Annotated in this window: 17 protein-coding genes, 1 tRNA gene and 1 pseudogene; 15 read left to right on the top strand and 4 right to left on the bottom strand. The window is 63.0% G+C overall.

The genetic code is table 11. The features are described from left to right. The first annotated feature begins 15 nt into the window (after positions 1 to 15). The 8 genes from infA to PMI15_RS12900 all read left to right on the top strand — a co-directional run bounded on the left by infA (position 16) and on the right by PMI15_RS12900 (position 3,608). Positions 16 to 234 (top strand): translation initiation factor IF-1, encoded by a 219-nt coding sequence (gene infA, locus PMI15_RS12870; RefSeq protein ID WP_007869286.1) that lies wholly within the window; start codon positions 16 to 18, stop codon positions 232 to 234. 30 nt (positions 235 to 264) lie between these two features. Further along, entirely contained in the window at positions 265 to 378 is a 114-nt protein-coding gene (gene rpmJ / locus PMI15_RS24385) for a 50S ribosomal protein L36 (protein ID WP_028820150.1), read from the top strand. Between the two features lie 24 nt (positions 379 to 402). Continuing rightward, complete coding sequence (gene rpsM / locus PMI15_RS12875) at positions 403 to 768, top strand: 30S ribosomal protein S13 (protein ID WP_036838814.1); 366 nt, start codon at positions 403 to 405, stop codon at positions 766 to 768. Positions 769 to 781: 13 nt separating this feature from the next. Further along, a complete protein-coding gene (gene rpsK, locus PMI15_RS12880) occupies positions 782 to 1,186 on the top strand; it encodes a 30S ribosomal protein S11 (RefSeq protein ID WP_007869288.1) in 405 nt (134 codons plus the stop codon). Positions 1,187 to 1,318: 132 nt separating this feature from the next. Next, entirely contained in the window at positions 1,319 to 1,942 is a 624-nt protein-coding gene (gene rpsD / locus PMI15_RS12885) for a 30S ribosomal protein S4 (protein ID WP_007869291.1), read from the top strand. Between the two features lie 94 nt (positions 1,943 to 2,036). Next, complete coding sequence (rpoA, locus tag PMI15_RS12890; RefSeq protein WP_007869294.1) at positions 2,037 to 3,026, top strand: DNA-directed RNA polymerase subunit alpha; 990 nt, start codon at positions 2,037 to 2,039, stop codon at positions 3,024 to 3,026. Positions 3,027 to 3,111: 85 nt separating this feature from the next. Beyond that, on the top strand, positions 3,112 to 3,513 hold the full coding sequence (gene rplQ, locus PMI15_RS12895) for a 50S ribosomal protein L17 (RefSeq protein ID WP_007869297.1): 402 nt from the start codon (positions 3,112 to 3,114) through the stop codon (positions 3,511 to 3,513). Between the two features lie 18 nt (positions 3,514 to 3,531). Next, positions 3,532 to 3,608: transfer RNA gene (locus PMI15_RS12900), tRNA-Met, on the top strand. A 134-nt stretch (positions 3,609 to 3,742) separates the two neighbouring features. Here the strand turns inward: PMI15_RS12900 and PMI15_RS12905 are convergent. The 3 genes and pseudogenes from PMI15_RS12905 to PMI15_RS12915 form a co-directional block, all read right to left on the bottom strand. Further along, positions 3,743 to 4,126, bottom strand: a pseudogene (locus PMI15_RS12905) (toxin-activating lysine-acyltransferase); the annotation flags it as partial. A gap of 114 nt (positions 4,127 to 4,240) precedes the next feature. Beyond that, positions 4,241 to 4,759 carry a DUF2846 domain-containing protein gene (locus PMI15_RS12910; RefSeq protein WP_036838816.1) on the bottom strand — a complete coding sequence of 173 codons (519 nt, stop codon included), beginning with the start codon at positions 4,757 to 4,759 and terminating at the stop codon, positions 4,241 to 4,243. After that, positions 4,756 to 5,358 (bottom strand): hypothetical protein, encoded by a 603-nt coding sequence (locus PMI15_RS12915; RefSeq protein WP_157214616.1) that lies wholly within the window; start codon positions 5,356 to 5,358, stop codon positions 4,756 to 4,758. Before PMI15_RS12915 ends, PMI15_RS12910 begins: the two co-directional genes overlap by 4 nt. A 231-nt stretch (positions 5,359 to 5,589) precedes the next feature. On the opposite strand from PMI15_RS12915, the gene PMI15_RS24055 reads away from it, so the two are divergent. Continuing rightward, positions 5,590 to 7,146, top strand: a complete 1,557-nt coding sequence (locus tag PMI15_RS24055) for a tetratricopeptide repeat protein (protein WP_007869306.1) — start codon at positions 5,590 to 5,592, stop codon at positions 7,144 to 7,146. Between the two features lie 92 nt (positions 7,147 to 7,238). On the opposite strand, the gene PMI15_RS12925 is transcribed toward PMI15_RS24055, so the two are convergent. Further along, the gene (locus PMI15_RS12925) at positions 7,239 to 7,541 is read right to left on the bottom strand and encodes a DUF1840 domain-containing protein (protein WP_007869307.1); all 303 of its coding nucleotides are present in this window, start codon (positions 7,539 to 7,541) and stop codon (positions 7,239 to 7,241) included. A gap of 143 nt (positions 7,542 to 7,684) precedes the next feature. Here PMI15_RS12925 and PMI15_RS12930 point away from each other — a divergent pair, with 143 nt between their 5' ends. The 6 genes from PMI15_RS12930 to PMI15_RS12955 form a co-directional block, all read left to right on the top strand. Then, the gene (locus PMI15_RS12930; RefSeq protein ID WP_007869308.1) at positions 7,685 to 8,431 is read left to right on the top strand and encodes a 2OG-Fe dioxygenase family protein; all 747 of its coding nucleotides are present in this window, start codon (positions 7,685 to 7,687) and stop codon (positions 8,429 to 8,431) included. Between the two features lie 128 nt (positions 8,432 to 8,559). Further along, the gene (locus PMI15_RS12935; RefSeq protein WP_007869310.1) at positions 8,560 to 10,884 is read left to right on the top strand and encodes a bifunctional salicylyl-CoA 5-hydroxylase/oxidoreductase; all 2,325 of its coding nucleotides are present in this window, start codon (positions 8,560 to 8,562) and stop codon (positions 10,882 to 10,884) included. A gap of 34 nt (positions 10,885 to 10,918) precedes the next feature. Further along, positions 10,919 to 11,404, top strand: a complete 486-nt coding sequence (locus PMI15_RS12940; protein ID WP_007869313.1) for a MarR family winged helix-turn-helix transcriptional regulator — start codon at positions 10,919 to 10,921, stop codon at positions 11,402 to 11,404. Further along, the gene (locus PMI15_RS12945) at positions 11,401 to 12,255 is read left to right on the top strand and encodes an enoyl-CoA hydratase family protein (RefSeq protein WP_007869316.1); all 855 of its coding nucleotides are present in this window, start codon (positions 11,401 to 11,403) and stop codon (positions 12,253 to 12,255) included. Before PMI15_RS12940 ends, PMI15_RS12945 begins: the two co-directional genes overlap by 4 nt. Before the next feature lie 24 nt (positions 12,256 to 12,279). Beyond that, complete coding sequence (locus PMI15_RS12950; RefSeq protein ID WP_007869319.1) at positions 12,280 to 13,461, top strand: acyl-CoA dehydrogenase family protein; 1,182 nt, start codon at positions 12,280 to 12,282, stop codon at positions 13,459 to 13,461. Further along, positions 13,458 to 14,242 (top strand): AMP-binding protein (locus PMI15_RS12955; RefSeq protein ID WP_007869320.1); only part of this gene is annotated, 785 nt, incomplete at its 3' end. The genes PMI15_RS12950 and PMI15_RS12955, both read left to right, overlap by 4 nt.

Below are 14,242 nucleotides of genomic sequence, written 5' to 3' on the forward strand. Positions count from 1 at the left end.
GGTATTTGATGGGATATGTCTAAAGACGATGTGATCCAGATGCAAGGCGAGGTTGTGGAAAACCTTCCCAATGCGACTTTCAGGGTGAAGCTTGAAAATGGACATGTGGTACTGGGGCACATCTCGGGAAAAATGCGTATGCACTACATCCGCATCCTTCCCGGTGACAAGGTGACGGTTGAATTGACGCCTTACGATTTATCGCGGGCACGCATTGTTTTCCGTGCCAAGTAGGCACAGAGTGAAAGTTTAGGAGTAATAGAAATGAGAGTTTCAGCTTCGGTCAAGAAGATTTGCCGCAACTGCAAGGTTATCCGTCGCAAGGGCGTTGTCCGTGTGATCTGCACGGACCCACGCCACAAACAGCGTCAAGGCTGATTTCAAGAGTTTTAGAGGACGAACATGGCTCGTATCGCTGGTATCAATATTCCGCCGCAGCAGCACGCCGAAATCGGTTTGACTGCTATTTATGGCATCGGTCGCACGCGCGCTCGCAAGATTTGCGAAGCATGCGACATCGCCTACGCCAAGAAGGTCAAAGACCTGACCGACGGCGACCTGGAAAAAATCCGTGAGCAGATCGCCCTGTTCACCATCGAAGGTGACTTGCGTCGTGAAACCACGATGAACATCAAGCGCCTGATGGACATCGGCTGCTACCGCGGCTTCCGCCACCGTCGTGGCCTGCCCATGCGCGGCCAGCGCACCCGGACCAACGCCCGCACCCGCAAGGGTCCGCGCAAGGCCGCTGCAGCTTTGAAGAAATAATTGAGAGGTCGTCATGGCAAAATCACCAAGCAATAACGCCGCACAGCGCGTTCGCAAGAAAGTTCGCAAGAACGTGGCCGATGGCATCGCCCACGTGCACGCTTCTTTCAACAACACGATCATCACCATCACGGATCGCCAGGGCAATGCCTTGTCCTGGGCTTCCTCCGGTGGCCAGGGCTTCAAGGGTTCGCGTAAATCCACGCCTTTCGCAGCGCAGGTCGCTTCGGAAGTCGCCGGCCGCGCCGCCATTGAGCAGGGCATCAAGAACCTTGACGTCGAAATCAAGGGTCCTGGTCCCGGCCGCGAATCGTCGGTTCGCGCATTGGGCGCACTGGGCATCCGGATCAATTCGATTGCCGATGTGACCCCGGTTCCGCACAACGGCTGCCGCCCGCAAAAGCGCCGCCGCATTTAATCCCCCGTGCCTGGCTGTCCGGCGGGCGTTTTAGCCCGTCAGACACCAGGCATTTTTACCAAGCCCACCGCCGGCAGGTCACGACCTCCGGCTCCTGCATGTAAATGCAGCAGATGAAAAAAGGACACTCAAGTGGCACGTTATCTCGGCCCCAAGGCCAAACTATCCCGCCGTGAAGGCACCGACCTGTTCCTGAAGAGCGCCCGCCGCGCCATCAGCGACAAGGCCAAATTCGACTCCAAGCCAGGCCAGCACGGCCGTACCTCCGGTACCCGTACTTCCGACTTCGGCCTGCAGCTGCGCGAAAAGCAAAAAGTCAAGCGCATGTACGGCGTGCTCGAGAAGCAATTCCGCCGCTACTTCGAGGAAGCCGATCGCCGCAAGGGCAACACCGGCGCCAACCTGTTGTTCATCCTGGAATGCCGCCTGGACAACGTGGTGTACCGCATGGGCTTCGGGTCGACCCGCGCTGAAGCACGCCAGTTGGTGTCGCACAAAGCCATCACGGTCAACGGCGGCACGGTCAACATTCCTTCGTACATGGTCAAGACCGGCGACGTCATCGCCGTGCGCGAGAAGTCGAAGAAGCAGACCCGCATCACCGAAGCCCTCGAGCTTGCAAAACAGGTCGGCCTGCCCGCCTGGGTCGATGTGAACGCCGACAAGGGCGAAGGCACCTTCAAGAAGGTTCCTGACCGCGATGAGTTTGCCGCCGACATCAACGAATCGTTGATCGTCGAGTTGTACTCACGCTAATTTTCGTTCCTGCGGCACGGGGCACCGTGCCGCCAGGGTGTGCTTCGCCGGCCTTATCGGTGTAACGAACCGAGGGTATTGAGAGGAAGACTGCATGCAGACCAATTTGTTGAAACCAAAAACCATCAATGTCGAGCAGCTTGGCGCCAACCGCGCCAAGGTGACTCTGGAGCCCTTCGAGCGCGGCTACGGCCACACGCTGGGCAACGCGCTGCGCCGCGTACTGTTGTCGTCCATGGTCGGCCACGCCGCCACCGAAGTCACCATCGCGGGTGTCCTGCACGAGTACTCGTCCATCGACGGTGTGCAGGAAGACGTCGTCAACATCCTGTTGAACCTCAAGGGTGTGGTGTTCAAGCTCCACAACCGCGACGAAGTCACGCTGAGCCTGCGCAAGGACGGCGAAGGCCCCGTCACTGCCGCCGACATCCAGACGCCGCACGACGTGGAAATCATCAACCCTGAGCACGTCATCGTGAACCTGTCGCACGGCGGCAAGATCGACATGCAGATCAAGGTTGAAAACGGCCGCGGCTATGTGCCCGGCAACCAGCGCCGCTACGGCGACGAGTCGCCGAAATCCATCGGCCGCATCGTGCTGGACGCCTCGTTCTCGCCCGTCAAGCGCGTGAGCTACACCGTCGAAAGCGCCCGCGTCGAGCAGCGCACCGACCTCGACAAGCTCGTGCTGGAAATCGAGACCAACGGCGCCGTGACGGCTGAAGACGCCGTCCGTGCTTCGGCCAAGATCCTGGTTGAGCAGCTCGCGGTGTTCGCGCAGCTCGAAGGCAATGAACTGGCCGCGTTCGACGCGCCCGTTCAGCGCAGCTCGCAGCAGTTCGACCCCATCCTGCTGCGCCCCGTCGACGAGCTCGAACTCACCGTCCGCTCGGCAAACTGCCTCAAGGCCGAAAACATTTACTACATTGGCGATCTGATCCAGCGCACTGAAAACGAGCTGCTCAAGACCCCCAATCTGGGACGCAAATCCCTCAACGAAATCAAGGAAGTGCTGGCCTCCCGCGGCCTCACGCTTGGTATGCGCCTGGAAAGCTGGCCTCCCGCCGGCCTCGACAAGCGTTAATTGAAAACACAAGACCCGCCTCAAAGGGGTCTCGCACGGGCAGTACCTGATACGGCTGCCCGGATTTTAAAAAAGGAAATTGATCATGCGCCACGGACACGGACTACGTAAACTCAACCGCACCAGCGAGCACCGCCTCGCCATGCTGCGCAACATGATGAACTCGCTGCTGCAGCACGAAGTCATCAAGACCACCCTGCCCAAGGCCAAGGAATTGCGCCGCGTGGTCGAGCCCATGATCACCCTGGGCAAGGAACCCACGCTGGCCAACAAGCGCCTGGCATTCGACCGCCTGCGCGATCGCGACATGGTCGTCAAGCTGTTCGCTGAAATCGGCCCCCGATACAAGGCCCGTCCCGGCGGCTACACTCGTATCCTGAAGATGGGTTTCCGCGTTGGTGACAATGCGCCCATGGCCCTGGTCGAACTGGTGGACCGCCCTGAAGTGTCGGAAGACACTACCGCTGACGCGGCCAAGGCAGAGTAAGCTACAATACACATATACCGCGCGGTGGAGCAGCCTGGTAGCTCGTTGGGCTCATAACCCAAAGGTCGTAAGTTCAAATCTTGCCCGCGCAACCAAACCCCAAAACGCCTGCATCATGCAGGCGTTTTGCTTTCCGGCTTGCATTCTTCTTTTGGATGCATTCTTGATGCGCGTCGTGAAAGAAGAAAAGAAAGAAAAGCACGCTCCTTGCTTTTCACATCTATCGATTTCATGACGTACCTGCCTCGGTAGCAGGCCAGGTCACCAGTTTGACCTGCGCCGACCCGACCGGCACCAGCTGGCGCAGCACCTGCCCGGCAAACACCTTCTCGCGCAGGTTCCTGAGCACCTCCTGCGCGCCGCCATAAGGCGTGAACACATCAATCAACCAGATCTGCTCACCCGAAGCCCAGTCGGCCAAAGTGAGCTGATGCGGCCCGGCCTGGTAGCGCTGCGCCACCTCTTCGCTCAATTTGGCCCAAGAGACAAAGGCCACGGGCGCCTCATCCTTCAAATACAGCTTGGCCTGGTTCAGAACCAGTGCCGGCATGACACGCCACTCCAGTTCACTGAGCAGGGTATGCCGGTTGGCGGCCTGCTGCAGCATCAGCCAAGTTACCGCACCCCCCTCGGGTCAGACTTCAGCGGAGTTCAACACCAGGCACTCTCAACGAGCTGTTGCCAGCACTTTTAAACCCCACTGTCATTGCAATGGACTTCTGCGGGCTCAAGGTAACTGTAAACCTTTAAGTATTGGCACGGCTTCGGCCTCCGAAATACGCTCAAAGCTGAGGTTCACAATCCAATTACCCGATCCTGCTTTAGGGTTAACTAGGCCGCCGTCGCTTGAACTCAGCAAGTAGAAGTAGCGGGTCCTTTTCTCGGCCTTGAGCTCGCGCGAGAGCATTGGAGCAGGCCACCAAGTCGGCGTGTCAAGCGTCTTGATGCTAATTTGTCCGGGAGGTACCTTAACGAAAAGATACCCACCTCGCTTGAGTGAACCAACGTTTTGTCCATTCACTGAAATATCGGGAAAAGCGCCGGTCCTGTCACGTCTGGAATCGCTGATTGTTTTCCCGCCCTCAATGCGCAGAAAATAGATATGAGCGAAGTCGGGTTCCTGGGGCTGCATCTCTGTGAACTTGTTCCCCATCGCGATGGCACACCCCTGGAGTAGAGCGCACGTGCCAAGCAAACAGAGTAGTAGAAACTTCCTCGCTGTCGCACCAAACCATTGCAGTTTCATGGGATGGCCTTCGCTGCCACTAATCGCTCAACGACAGCTCTATAAAGGTCATCGGCCATTGCCGGCGTTTGTTCCATCCCCAAGAGAGCACCGGCCTTGAAATCGGCCGACCACACCGGCGTACTCAGCTTGTGGTCAATCAGCCGGACGTCAAATGTAATGGACGTTTGGCAAATGATGGATGCTTTTCCACATTCAACGAAGTAGCGTTTCGGCGTGATGACCAAGCTGATACTTGTTGCTTGGTCTGGCGCTTCGATCGCCACGCTAAGCCTTCGCCTTTCCAGCCGTGGTTTCAACTCTGTGAGCAGTCCCTTTCGCACATGCGAGAGCATCACAGGAACATCTCTTTGGGCTTGCGCTTCCTGCTTGGACCAATCCACTGCATAGCCCTTCTGCACGAGCGTCTCATAGGCGCCCTTCAGGGTGGGGTTCTCAACAAAGGCGATGCTCATAGAAGACACCGGCGTGAAAGGATCTGGACCCCTTCTTTCATTGCTGACGAATGTCGAGCAGCCTGCCAGCATGATCAGGCCGAGAAGAGCGGCAATACTGCGCCAGCAGTGCATGCGACGAACAAAACTTGTCTGAGGGTTCACACTAGCTCCAACAATTAAAGACAGAACACGACGGCAATGTGGAACCATCGACGATAAGCGATCCCGTGCTACGGGAAGGTGCCAGCGGACGGACTGTAAAGAGATGAGGAGAAAGGCGCCAATAGTGTTTCGGCATCTGCGCATGCGCATCCCTCATAGTGTTCATGAACGCAGTGTTCAAAGTGCGACTTCTTGCAGATAAACTCCCTCGCACAAAGGGAGGACAGTTTCATGATCAAAAAAACAGCGCATCAACGCGCAGCACGCTTTTCGATTGCCTGCATCCTGGCAGTCGCGCTTCAGATGACCTACCTGCTGGCGTTTGCGCAAGCAGGCGCGGCACCCAATGCCCAGATCGCGCCGCGCCTGGACCAGGTCAGCAAGATGCTGGCAGGCGCCGCGTCGCGCGATGCCAATGCGGTGTGGGATGCCAAGACCGAAATTGAAGAGCTGCCTTACCCGGCGCGCGGGGACCGCAAGCTGGCGCGGCGGCTCAACACCACGGCGCTCGACAAATTCAAGGCCGACCAGGTGGCCGAGGCTCTCGCTGATTTTGAAAAGGCGCGTCGGGCCGATCCTTCCGACCAGGAGATCGCCAACAACTACGGTTATGTGCTCTACCGCGCGGGCAAGCTGCCTGAGGCGGAAGCGCAGTTGCGCTACACGCTGGCGCTGGCGCCGGCACGGGCTGCGGCCTGGGCCAATCTGGCCGAAGTGCTGGGCGCGCAGGGGCAGGCGCCGCGTGCGGCTGATGCCTTTGTGGTGTCGCATCGCTTTTCTCGCAACCCCGATACGACCCGCCAGTACATCGAGAAATTCGCCGCCTCCACGACGGACCCGGCGGGTTTGACGCAAGGCGCGGCGCAGGCGCTTTCACGTTTGTTTCCCGCTGCGGGCGCGACCGGCACTGCCGCCGCCCTTGCGCAGCCGCTGGCCGGCACGACGGCGGAACGCAATGCGGCCGCGCAGACTGAAATGGCCGCGGCTGCCGGCACGGCGGCGCCCACTGCTGCTGTTAACCGCGCACTGGCTACCGCTGCTACCGATGCGGCCAAGGCGGTGCCGGTGGCGCAGGCCGATCCGTTAGCGCGGCTGCTGTCGCAGCTGCCCAATCCTGAAGTCGTGCCGCTGTTTTCGGCGGCGGCCAAGGGTTCGGCCAGCGCGCGTGAAGACTTGCTGCGCCTGGCCCATGGCGGCAACGCGCGCGCCCAGCATGCGGTGGCGATGATTTACAACAATGGGCGCGGTGTGGAGGTGAACCACGAGCTGGCCAATACCTGGTACCGCAAGTCTGCCGAGGCGGGCTTTGTGCTGGCCCAGGCCGCACTGGCGTGGAACCAGCAGCATGGTATCGGCATGGCGGCCGACCTGCCGCTGGCCTTTGACAACTACCGGCGTGCGGCCGAGCAGGGGCACCCCTATGCGATGAACAACCTGGCCTTGATGTACTACCGGGGCATGGGCACGCGGCCTGATGTGAAAGCCTCATTTGACTGGTTTGTGCGGGCCGCGGAGGCCGGCCTGGCGCGCGGCGCGCATAACGCGGCGTGGTACCTGGAATACGGCGTCGGCCAGCCGGCGGATCTGCGCAAGGCTTTTGCCTATCACCTGTCCGCCGCCACGGCCGGTTTTGCGCAGTCGCAGTACAAGGTGGGCCATGCTTACGAATACGGCTGGGGCGGCAGCCAGGACAGGGCGGCCGCCATCGACTGGTACAAAAAGGCGGCGCTGCAAGGGCTGGAGCCGGCCAAGGATGCCTTGAAGCGGCTGGGCGTGACTGATATTTAAAGCGCCTGCCCCCCAATGAAAAAAGCCCTGTCACCAGGGCTTTTTTCATTCATACCTATAAGAGAGTCAGGCCGCCGCGGCGGCCGCGGCGCCTACACCCCCCAAACCACCTCATGCCCAGCCTTGAGGTTGCGCTGCAGCATGTCGATAAAGGGCACGGCGCGCTGGCGCAGGCCCAGGCCGTCGCCGGGGACCACGCCGTCTTCGGCATTGGCGTCGTGGGCCTCCTCGTGCGCGATGGCGGCCTGCAGGGCGGCGATGGCGGCGGGCATCTGTTCGGGCAGGATGATGCCCTTGGGGGCGGGGTCCTTGCCGATGATTTCGAGGACCTTGCGGCCGTTGGCTTCGAGCATGATCACATCGCCGGCGTCTTTGGATTTGAATTTGTAAAGCATGGATGGCTCCTCAAGTTGGACAGACGGCCCATTATGGAAAGTTTTGCGGCCGGTGTATGTAGGCAGGTTTCACCTTTTGCGGCCTGAAGGTTTCCGCTGGCGGGGCGCGGGCCGGCCGCGCGGCTCAAGCAAAATAGCAGCCTATGTTCAATATCGCCACTGTCCCCAAGTCGGCCCGCCAGGCGCTCAGCCAGGACGGCCTGAGCCTGCTGAACCCGGCCGAGCTGACGGCCACGCTGGAGCTGGGCGCCGCCTGGGCGCCGGCCTGGAATGCCCTGGTGCCCTCCTGGGACCGGCTGCCGCCGGACGCCCACCTGAAGGATGGCGGGCATTACCGCAAGCGCCGGCACTCGTGTTTTGTGCAGGAGATTGCCGCGGGCACGCTCACGCAGACGCCGCACCGCGCGCACTGGCAGCCGACCGACTACAACGCGCTGCACGGCGGCTTTGAGCGCTGGTTCGAGCCGGTGGAGCCGGCCGTGGCTACGGCCGCGGCCTGGACGGATTTGATCGCCGCGCTGGGCCGGCTGTTTGCCCAGGTGCAGCCGGCCCAGCGCTGGCACATCGAGGCGCACCAGTTTCGCATCGACACGGCCGGCGGCGTGGGCCGGCCGACGCCCGAGGGCGCGCACCGCGACGGCGTGGACTTTGTGGTGGTGATGATGGTGGGCCGCCACGGCGTGAAGGGCGGCGAGACCCGGGTGTTTGACGCCAACGGCCCGCACGGCGTGCGTTTTGTGATGCGGGAGCCGCTGACGGCGCTGCTGCTGGACGACGCGCGGGTGATCCACGAGACCACGCCCATCCTGCCGGCCGACGACCAGCCGGAGGCGGGTTACCGCGACACGCTAGTGCTCACTTACAGAGCAGCTGCCTTCCAGGCACCCTGAGGAGCTTGCCGGCCGGGGGGGGCCACACCCTGGTCACATCTGCTTGCCATCCCGCGGTAAACCCCGCTTGACGGATTTAGTTTAAACCTAAACAATTAAGGCAAGATTAATCCAGAGAGTACGCTTTCATGCACATTCTTTGCCTGGGCGGTGGTCCCGCAGGTTTGTATTTCGCCCTGCTGATGAAGCTGCAGAACCCGGCCCACCAAGTGACGGTGGTGGAGCGCAACCGGCCTTTCGACACCTTCGGCTGGGGCGTGGTGCTGTCGGACCAGACCCTGGGCAACCTGCGCGCGGCCGACCCGGTCAGCGCGCAGCTCATAGGCGATGCCTTCAACCACTGGGATGATGTGGAGGTGTTCTTCAAGGGGCGCTCGGTGCGCTCGGGCGGCCACGGCTTTTGCGGCATAGGCCGCAAGCGCCTGCTCAACATCCTGCAGGAGCGCTGCATGGCGCTGGGCGTGGCGCTGGTGTTTGAAACCGATGTCCAGGACGACCAGGCCATCGCGGCGCAGTACGGCGCCGACCTGGTGGTCGCCAGCGACGGCCTGAACAGCCGCATCCGCAACCGCTACGCGGAGACCTTCAAGCCCGACGTGGAGCTGCGCGCCTGCCGCTTTGTCTGGCTGGGCACACGCAAGACCTTTGACGCCTTCACCTTCGCCTTCGAGCAAACCGAGCACGGCTGGTTTGCCGCGCATGCCTACAAGTTTGACGAGAACACCTCGACCTTTATCGTCGAGACACCCGAGGCGGTGTGGAAGGCCCACGGCCTGGACCAGATGAGCCAGGAGGACGGCATCGCGTTCTGCGAGCGCCTGTTCGCCAAATACCTGGACGGCAACGCGCTGATGAACAACGCCACCCATGTGCGCGGCTCGGCGATCTGGATACGTTTCCCGCGCGTGGTGTGCGAGCGCTGGGTGCATGAGGCTGCGATCAACGGCAAGCAGGTGCCGATAGTGCTGATGGGCGATGCGGCGCATACCGCGCATTTTTCGATTGGCAGCGGCACCAAGCTGGCGCTGGAAGACGCGATAGAGCTGAGCCACTGCTTTGCGCAACACGGCGATGCCACGGCGGCGCTGCAGGCCTACGAGGCGCTGCGTTCCGTCGAGGTGCTCAAGATCCAGAATGCGGCGCGCAACTCGACCGAATGGTTCGAGAACGTGGACCGCTACAGCGGCATGGAGGCCGAGCAGTTTTTTTATTCGCTGCTCACGCGCTCGCAACGCATCAGCCATGAGAACCTGCGGGTGCGCGATGCGGCCTGGCTGCAGGGCTATGAGCAGTGGCTGGCCAAGAGCAACGCGGCGCATGCACCACCGCCCATGCTGCTGCCCTTGAAGGTGCGCGAACTGAATTTGAAGAACCGCATTGTGGTGTCGCCCATGGCCACTTACAGCGCGGTGGACGGCATGCCGCAGGACTTCCACCTGGTGCACCTGGGCGCGCGCGCCCTGGGCGGCGCCGGCCTGGTGTTTGTGGAAATGACCTCGCCCTGCCCCGAGGGCCGCATCACGCCGGGCTGCCCGGGCTTATGGAACGAGGCGCAGGCCAAGGGCTTCAAGCGCATCGTGGATTTTGTGCATGCCTCGGGCGCGGGCGCCAAGATAGGCATGCAGCTGGGCCACAGCGGGCCCAAGGGGTCTACGCAGGTGGGCTGGGAGCAGCCCGATGAGCCGCTCGTCACCGGCAACTGGCCGCTGCTGGCGGCCAGCGCCGTGGCCTACGGCCCGAGCAACCAGCTGCCCCAAGCCATGACGCGCGCCGACATGGACCGCGTGAAGGCCGAGTTTGTGCAGTCCACGCGTTATGCGGCCGAAGCCGGCTTTGACTGGCTGGAGCTGCATTGCGCGCACGGCTACCTGCTGTCAAGCTTTATCACGCCGCTGACCAACCAGCGCAGCGACGAATACGGTGGCAGCCTGGAAAACCGCTGCCGCTTTCCGCTCGAAGTGTTTGCCGCCATGCGCGCCGTGTGGCCTGCCCACCTGCCCATGAGCGTGCGCATCTCGGCGCACGACTGGGCGCCGGGCGGCAACACGGCGGACGACGCGGTGGCCATCGCGCGCCTGTTCAAGGCCGCGGGCTGTGATTTCATCGACGTGTCGTCGGGCCAGACCACGCGCGCGGCCAAGCCGGTGTACGGCCGCATGTACCAGACGCCGTTTGCCGACCGCATACGCAACGAGGTGGGCATACAGACCATCGCGGTGGGCGCGATCTCTGAAGTCGACCACGTCAACAGCATCATCGCGGCCGGCCGCGCCGACCTGTGCGCGATTGCCCGCCCGCACCTGGCCGACCCGGCCTGGACGCTGCACGAAGCGGCCAAGCTGCAAAGCCGGCATGTGAACTGGCCCAAGCCTTACCTGAGCGGGCGCGACCAGCTCTACCGCGAAATCGCCAGGCAGAAAGAGCTTGCGGTCCAGCCCGCAGCCGGTAAATAAAAAAAGCAAAAGCCAATACATCAAGGAGACCCGCATGGACATGGAAGCACGAGGCCACAGCGAACACCCCGAGGCATTGCGCCTCTGGCTGCGCATGCTGACCTGCACGCAGCTGGTGGAAAAGCAGGTGCGCACCCAGCTGCGCGAGCAGTTCGACACCACGCTGCCGCGCTTCGACCTGATGGCGCAGCTCGAGCGCAGCCCCGAGGGCCTGAAGATGAACGAGCTGTCGCGCCGCATGATGGTGACGGGCGGCAACGTCACCGGCATCACCGACCAGCTGGTGGCCGAAGGCCTGGTCGAGCGTGTGGACGTGGAGGGCGACCGGCGCGCCTACCGCGTGCGCCTGACGTCCCGCGGGCGCAAGCTGTTTGACGAAATGGCGACCGAGCACGAGGCCTGGATCGTCGCGGCCTTTGAGGCCTTGTCCCCGCGCGAGGTCGAATCCCTGCACAAGCTGCTGGGCAAGGTCAAGCAGCACCACAACCAACTTGCCGACGCAAAACTGGAAACCCCATGAAACACTACATAGGCCTGGCCAATCCCATGCACGCGCAGTTCGATGCGATGGCCCACCACCAGGCGGAGCATTTCGCCTATGCCTTCGACGCCGGCGTCGCGACGCTGACCTTGAACCGCCCCGAGCGCAAAAACCCGCTGACCTTTGACTCCTATGCCGAGCTGCGCGATCTGTTCCGCACGCTCAACAGCGCGACCGACGTGAAAACAGTGGTCATCACCGGCGCGGGCGGCAATTTTTGCTCGGGCGGCGACGTGCACGAAATCATCGGGCCGCTCACCAAGATGAGCATGCCCGAGCTGCTGGAGTTCACGCGCATGACGGGCGACCTGATCAAGGCCATGCGCCTGTGCCCGCAGCCCATCATCGCGGCGATCGACGGCATCTGCGCCGGCGCGGGCGCCATGATGGCGCTGGCGGCCGACATGCGCCTGGGAACGGCCCAGGCCAAGACGGCTTTTCTGTTCACGCGCGTGGGCCTGGCCGGCGCCGACATGGGCGCCTGCGCGCTGCTGCCGCGCCTGATAGGCCAGGGCCGCGCGTCTGAGCTGCTGTTCACCGGCCGCGCCATGAACGCGCAGGAAGGCCTGCAGTGGGGCTTCTTCAACGCCCTGCATGAGCCGCAGGAGCTGCTGGCGCAGGCGCAGAAGTTGGCGCTGGAGCTGGCCGATGGCCCGACCTTCGCGCACGGCATGACCAAGACCATGCTGCACCAGGAATGGGCCATGACGCTGGACCAGGCCATAGAGGCCGAGGCGCAGGCGCAGGCCATCTGCATGCAGACCAAGGACTTCACGCGCGCCTACGAGGCCTTCGCGGCCAGACAGAAACCGGTGTTCCGCGGCGACTGAGCACAGCACAACAAGGATTCAGGCATGAAATCGAGCACCGCCCACCTGGCTTTGCCTTTTTTTGACGAGGTTCACCGCGAGCTGGGGCAGCGCCTGGCCGGCTGGGTGCCCCAGCAGCAGGTCGACGAGAGCGACGACCGCAAGGCCTGCAAGGAATGGGTGGCCTTGCTGGGCGGCCAGGGCTGGCTGCGCTACTGCGTGCCGGCGGGCAAGGACGGCGCCCTGGGCGGCGCGCTGGAGAAACTGGACTCGCGTGCGCTGGTGATCCTGCGTGAGACACTGGCCTTTCATTCGCCCCTGGCCGACTTCGCGTTTGCCATGCAGGGCCTGGGCAGCGGCGCCATCACGCTGGCCGGCACGCCGGCGCAGCAGGCGGCCTATCTGCCCCTGGTGGCCAGCGGCAAAAAAATCGCGGCTTTTGCCCTGAGCGAGCCCGACGCGGGCTCGGACGTTGGCGCCATGGGGACCTCGGCCACCGGCAGCGGCGAAGGCTGGACCCTGAACGGCAGCAAGACCTGGATCAGCAACGGCGGCATCGCGGATTTTTACGTGACCTTCGCCAAGACCGACCCCGAGGCCGGCACGCGCGGCATCACGGCCTTCATCGTCGATGCCGCCAACCCGGGCCTGGACAGCAGCGAGCACATCGCCGTGATGGCGCCGCACCCGCTGGCCACGCTGAAGTTCGTGCACTGCAAGCTGCCCGGGGACGCGCAGCTGGGCGCGCTGCATGGCGGCTTCAAGCTGGCGATGCAGACGCTGGACATCTTCCGCGCCTCGGTGGCGGCCGCCGCGTTGGGCATGGCGCGCCGTGCACTGGCCGAGGCGGTGCGCTTTTCCAAGGAACGAAAAATGTTCGGCCAGACACTGGCCGACTTCCAGCTGACGCAGGCCAAGCTCGGCGAAATGGCGGTCCTGGTCGACGCCGCCGCGCTGCTGACCTACCGCGCCGCCTGGATGCGCGACGAAAGCGAACGCCTGGGCAGCGGCGCGCGCATCACCGCCGAGGCGGCCATGGCCAAGATGACGGCCACCGAGAACGCGCAGAAGGTCATCGACATGGCGCTGCAAATGCACGGCGGCCTGGGCGTGAAGGTGGGCACCAAGGTGGAAAGCCTGTACCGCGACATACGCTCGCTGCGCATTTACGAAGGCGCGACCGAAGTGCAGCAACTCATTATTGGAAAGGCCCAATTGCAATCATGAGCACCTCCGTCTCCGATCCGATCAAAAGTGTCACCGCGGCGCCCTCCGCGCCTTCCGCGCAGCCGGACCGTTTTGTGCACGAGCGCCTGCCGGCGCCCGAGCAGCTGCCGCGCATGGAATACGCACTGCCCGAGCTGCGCATCCCGGCGCAGGCCAACCTGGTGCAGTCCCTGTTCGACAAGGCGATTCGCGAGGGGCGCGGCGACAAGCCGCTGCTTCGCTCGGACAGGATCACGCTGAGCTACACCGAAGCGCTGGAGCGCGTGAACCGCATCGCGCAGGTGCTGACCGAAGACTTCGGCTTGAAACCCGGCAACCGCGTGCTGCTGCGCGGCGGCAATTCCATCGGCATGGCGCTGGCCTGGCTGGGTGTGGTGCAGGCCGGGCTGGTGGCGGTGGCGACCATGCCGCTGCTGCGCGCCAAGGAGCTCGGCGAGATCATCGAAAAAGCCCGGCCCGCGCTGGCCTTGTGCGATGCCACGCTGCTGGAGGAATTGCAGGCGGCGCAGGCGCAAAGCGATGTGCTGCCCACCATCGTGCCCTTTAACCTGATGGATGCGCCCGGTTCGCTGGCCGTGCTGTCGGCGCAAAAGGACGGCAACTTCAAGCCCTGCCCGGTGTCGGCCGACGACATCGCCCTGATGGCTTTTACCTCGGGCACCACGGGCAAGCCCAAGGCCGCGGTGCACACGCACCGCGACGTGCTGGCCGCCTGCGAGGCCTGGCCGCGCCATGTGCTCAAGGCGAACCCGGACGACATCGTGGTCGGCTCCCCCCCCCC

The sequence above is a fragment of the Polaromonas sp. CF318 genome (assembly GCF_000282655.1).
Taxonomy (GTDB): domain Bacteria; phylum Pseudomonadota; class Gammaproteobacteria; order Burkholderiales; family Burkholderiaceae_C; genus Polaromonas.

Coding starts and splice junctions, on each gene's coding strand:
- rpsM (WP_036838814.1), top strand. CDS start 403: ATGGCTCGTATCGCTGGTATCAATATTCCGCCGCAGCAGCACGCCGAA.
- rpsK (WP_007869288.1), top strand. CDS start 782: ATGGCAAAATCACCAAGCAATAACGCCGCACAGCGCGTTCGCAAGAAA.
- rpoA (WP_007869294.1), top strand. CDS start 2,037: ATGCAGACCAATTTGTTGAAACCAAAAACCATCAATGTCGAGCAGCTT.
- rpmJ (WP_028820150.1), top strand. CDS start 265: ATGAGAGTTTCAGCTTCGGTCAAGAAGATTTGCCGCAACTGCAAGGTT.
- PMI15_RS12950 (WP_007869319.1), top strand. CDS start 12,280: ATGAAATCGAGCACCGCCCACCTGGCTTTGCCTTTTTTTGACGAGGTT.
- PMI15_RS12945 (WP_007869316.1), top strand. CDS start 11,401: ATGAAACACTACATAGGCCTGGCCAATCCCATGCACGCGCAGTTCGAT.
- PMI15_RS12940 (WP_007869313.1), top strand. CDS start 10,919: ATGGACATGGAAGCACGAGGCCACAGCGAACACCCCGAGGCATTGCGC.
- infA (WP_007869286.1), top strand. CDS start 16: ATGTCTAAAGACGATGTGATCCAGATGCAAGGCGAGGTTGTGGAAAAC.
- PMI15_RS12925 (WP_007869307.1), bottom strand. CDS start 7,541: ATGCTTTACAAATTCAAATCCAAAGACGCCGGCGATGTGATCATGCTC.
- PMI15_RS24055 (WP_007869306.1), top strand. CDS start 5,590: ATGATCAAAAAAACAGCGCATCAACGCGCAGCACGCTTTTCGATTGCC.
- PMI15_RS12935 (WP_007869310.1), top strand. CDS start 8,560: ATGCACATTCTTTGCCTGGGCGGTGGTCCCGCAGGTTTGTATTTCGCC.
- PMI15_RS12930 (WP_007869308.1), top strand. CDS start 7,685: ATGTTCAATATCGCCACTGTCCCCAAGTCGGCCCGCCAGGCGCTCAGC.
- PMI15_RS12910 (WP_036838816.1), bottom strand. CDS start 4,759: ATGAAACTGCAATGGTTTGGTGCGACAGCGAGGAAGTTTCTACTACTC.
- rplQ (WP_007869297.1), top strand. CDS start 3,112: ATGCGCCACGGACACGGACTACGTAAACTCAACCGCACCAGCGAGCAC.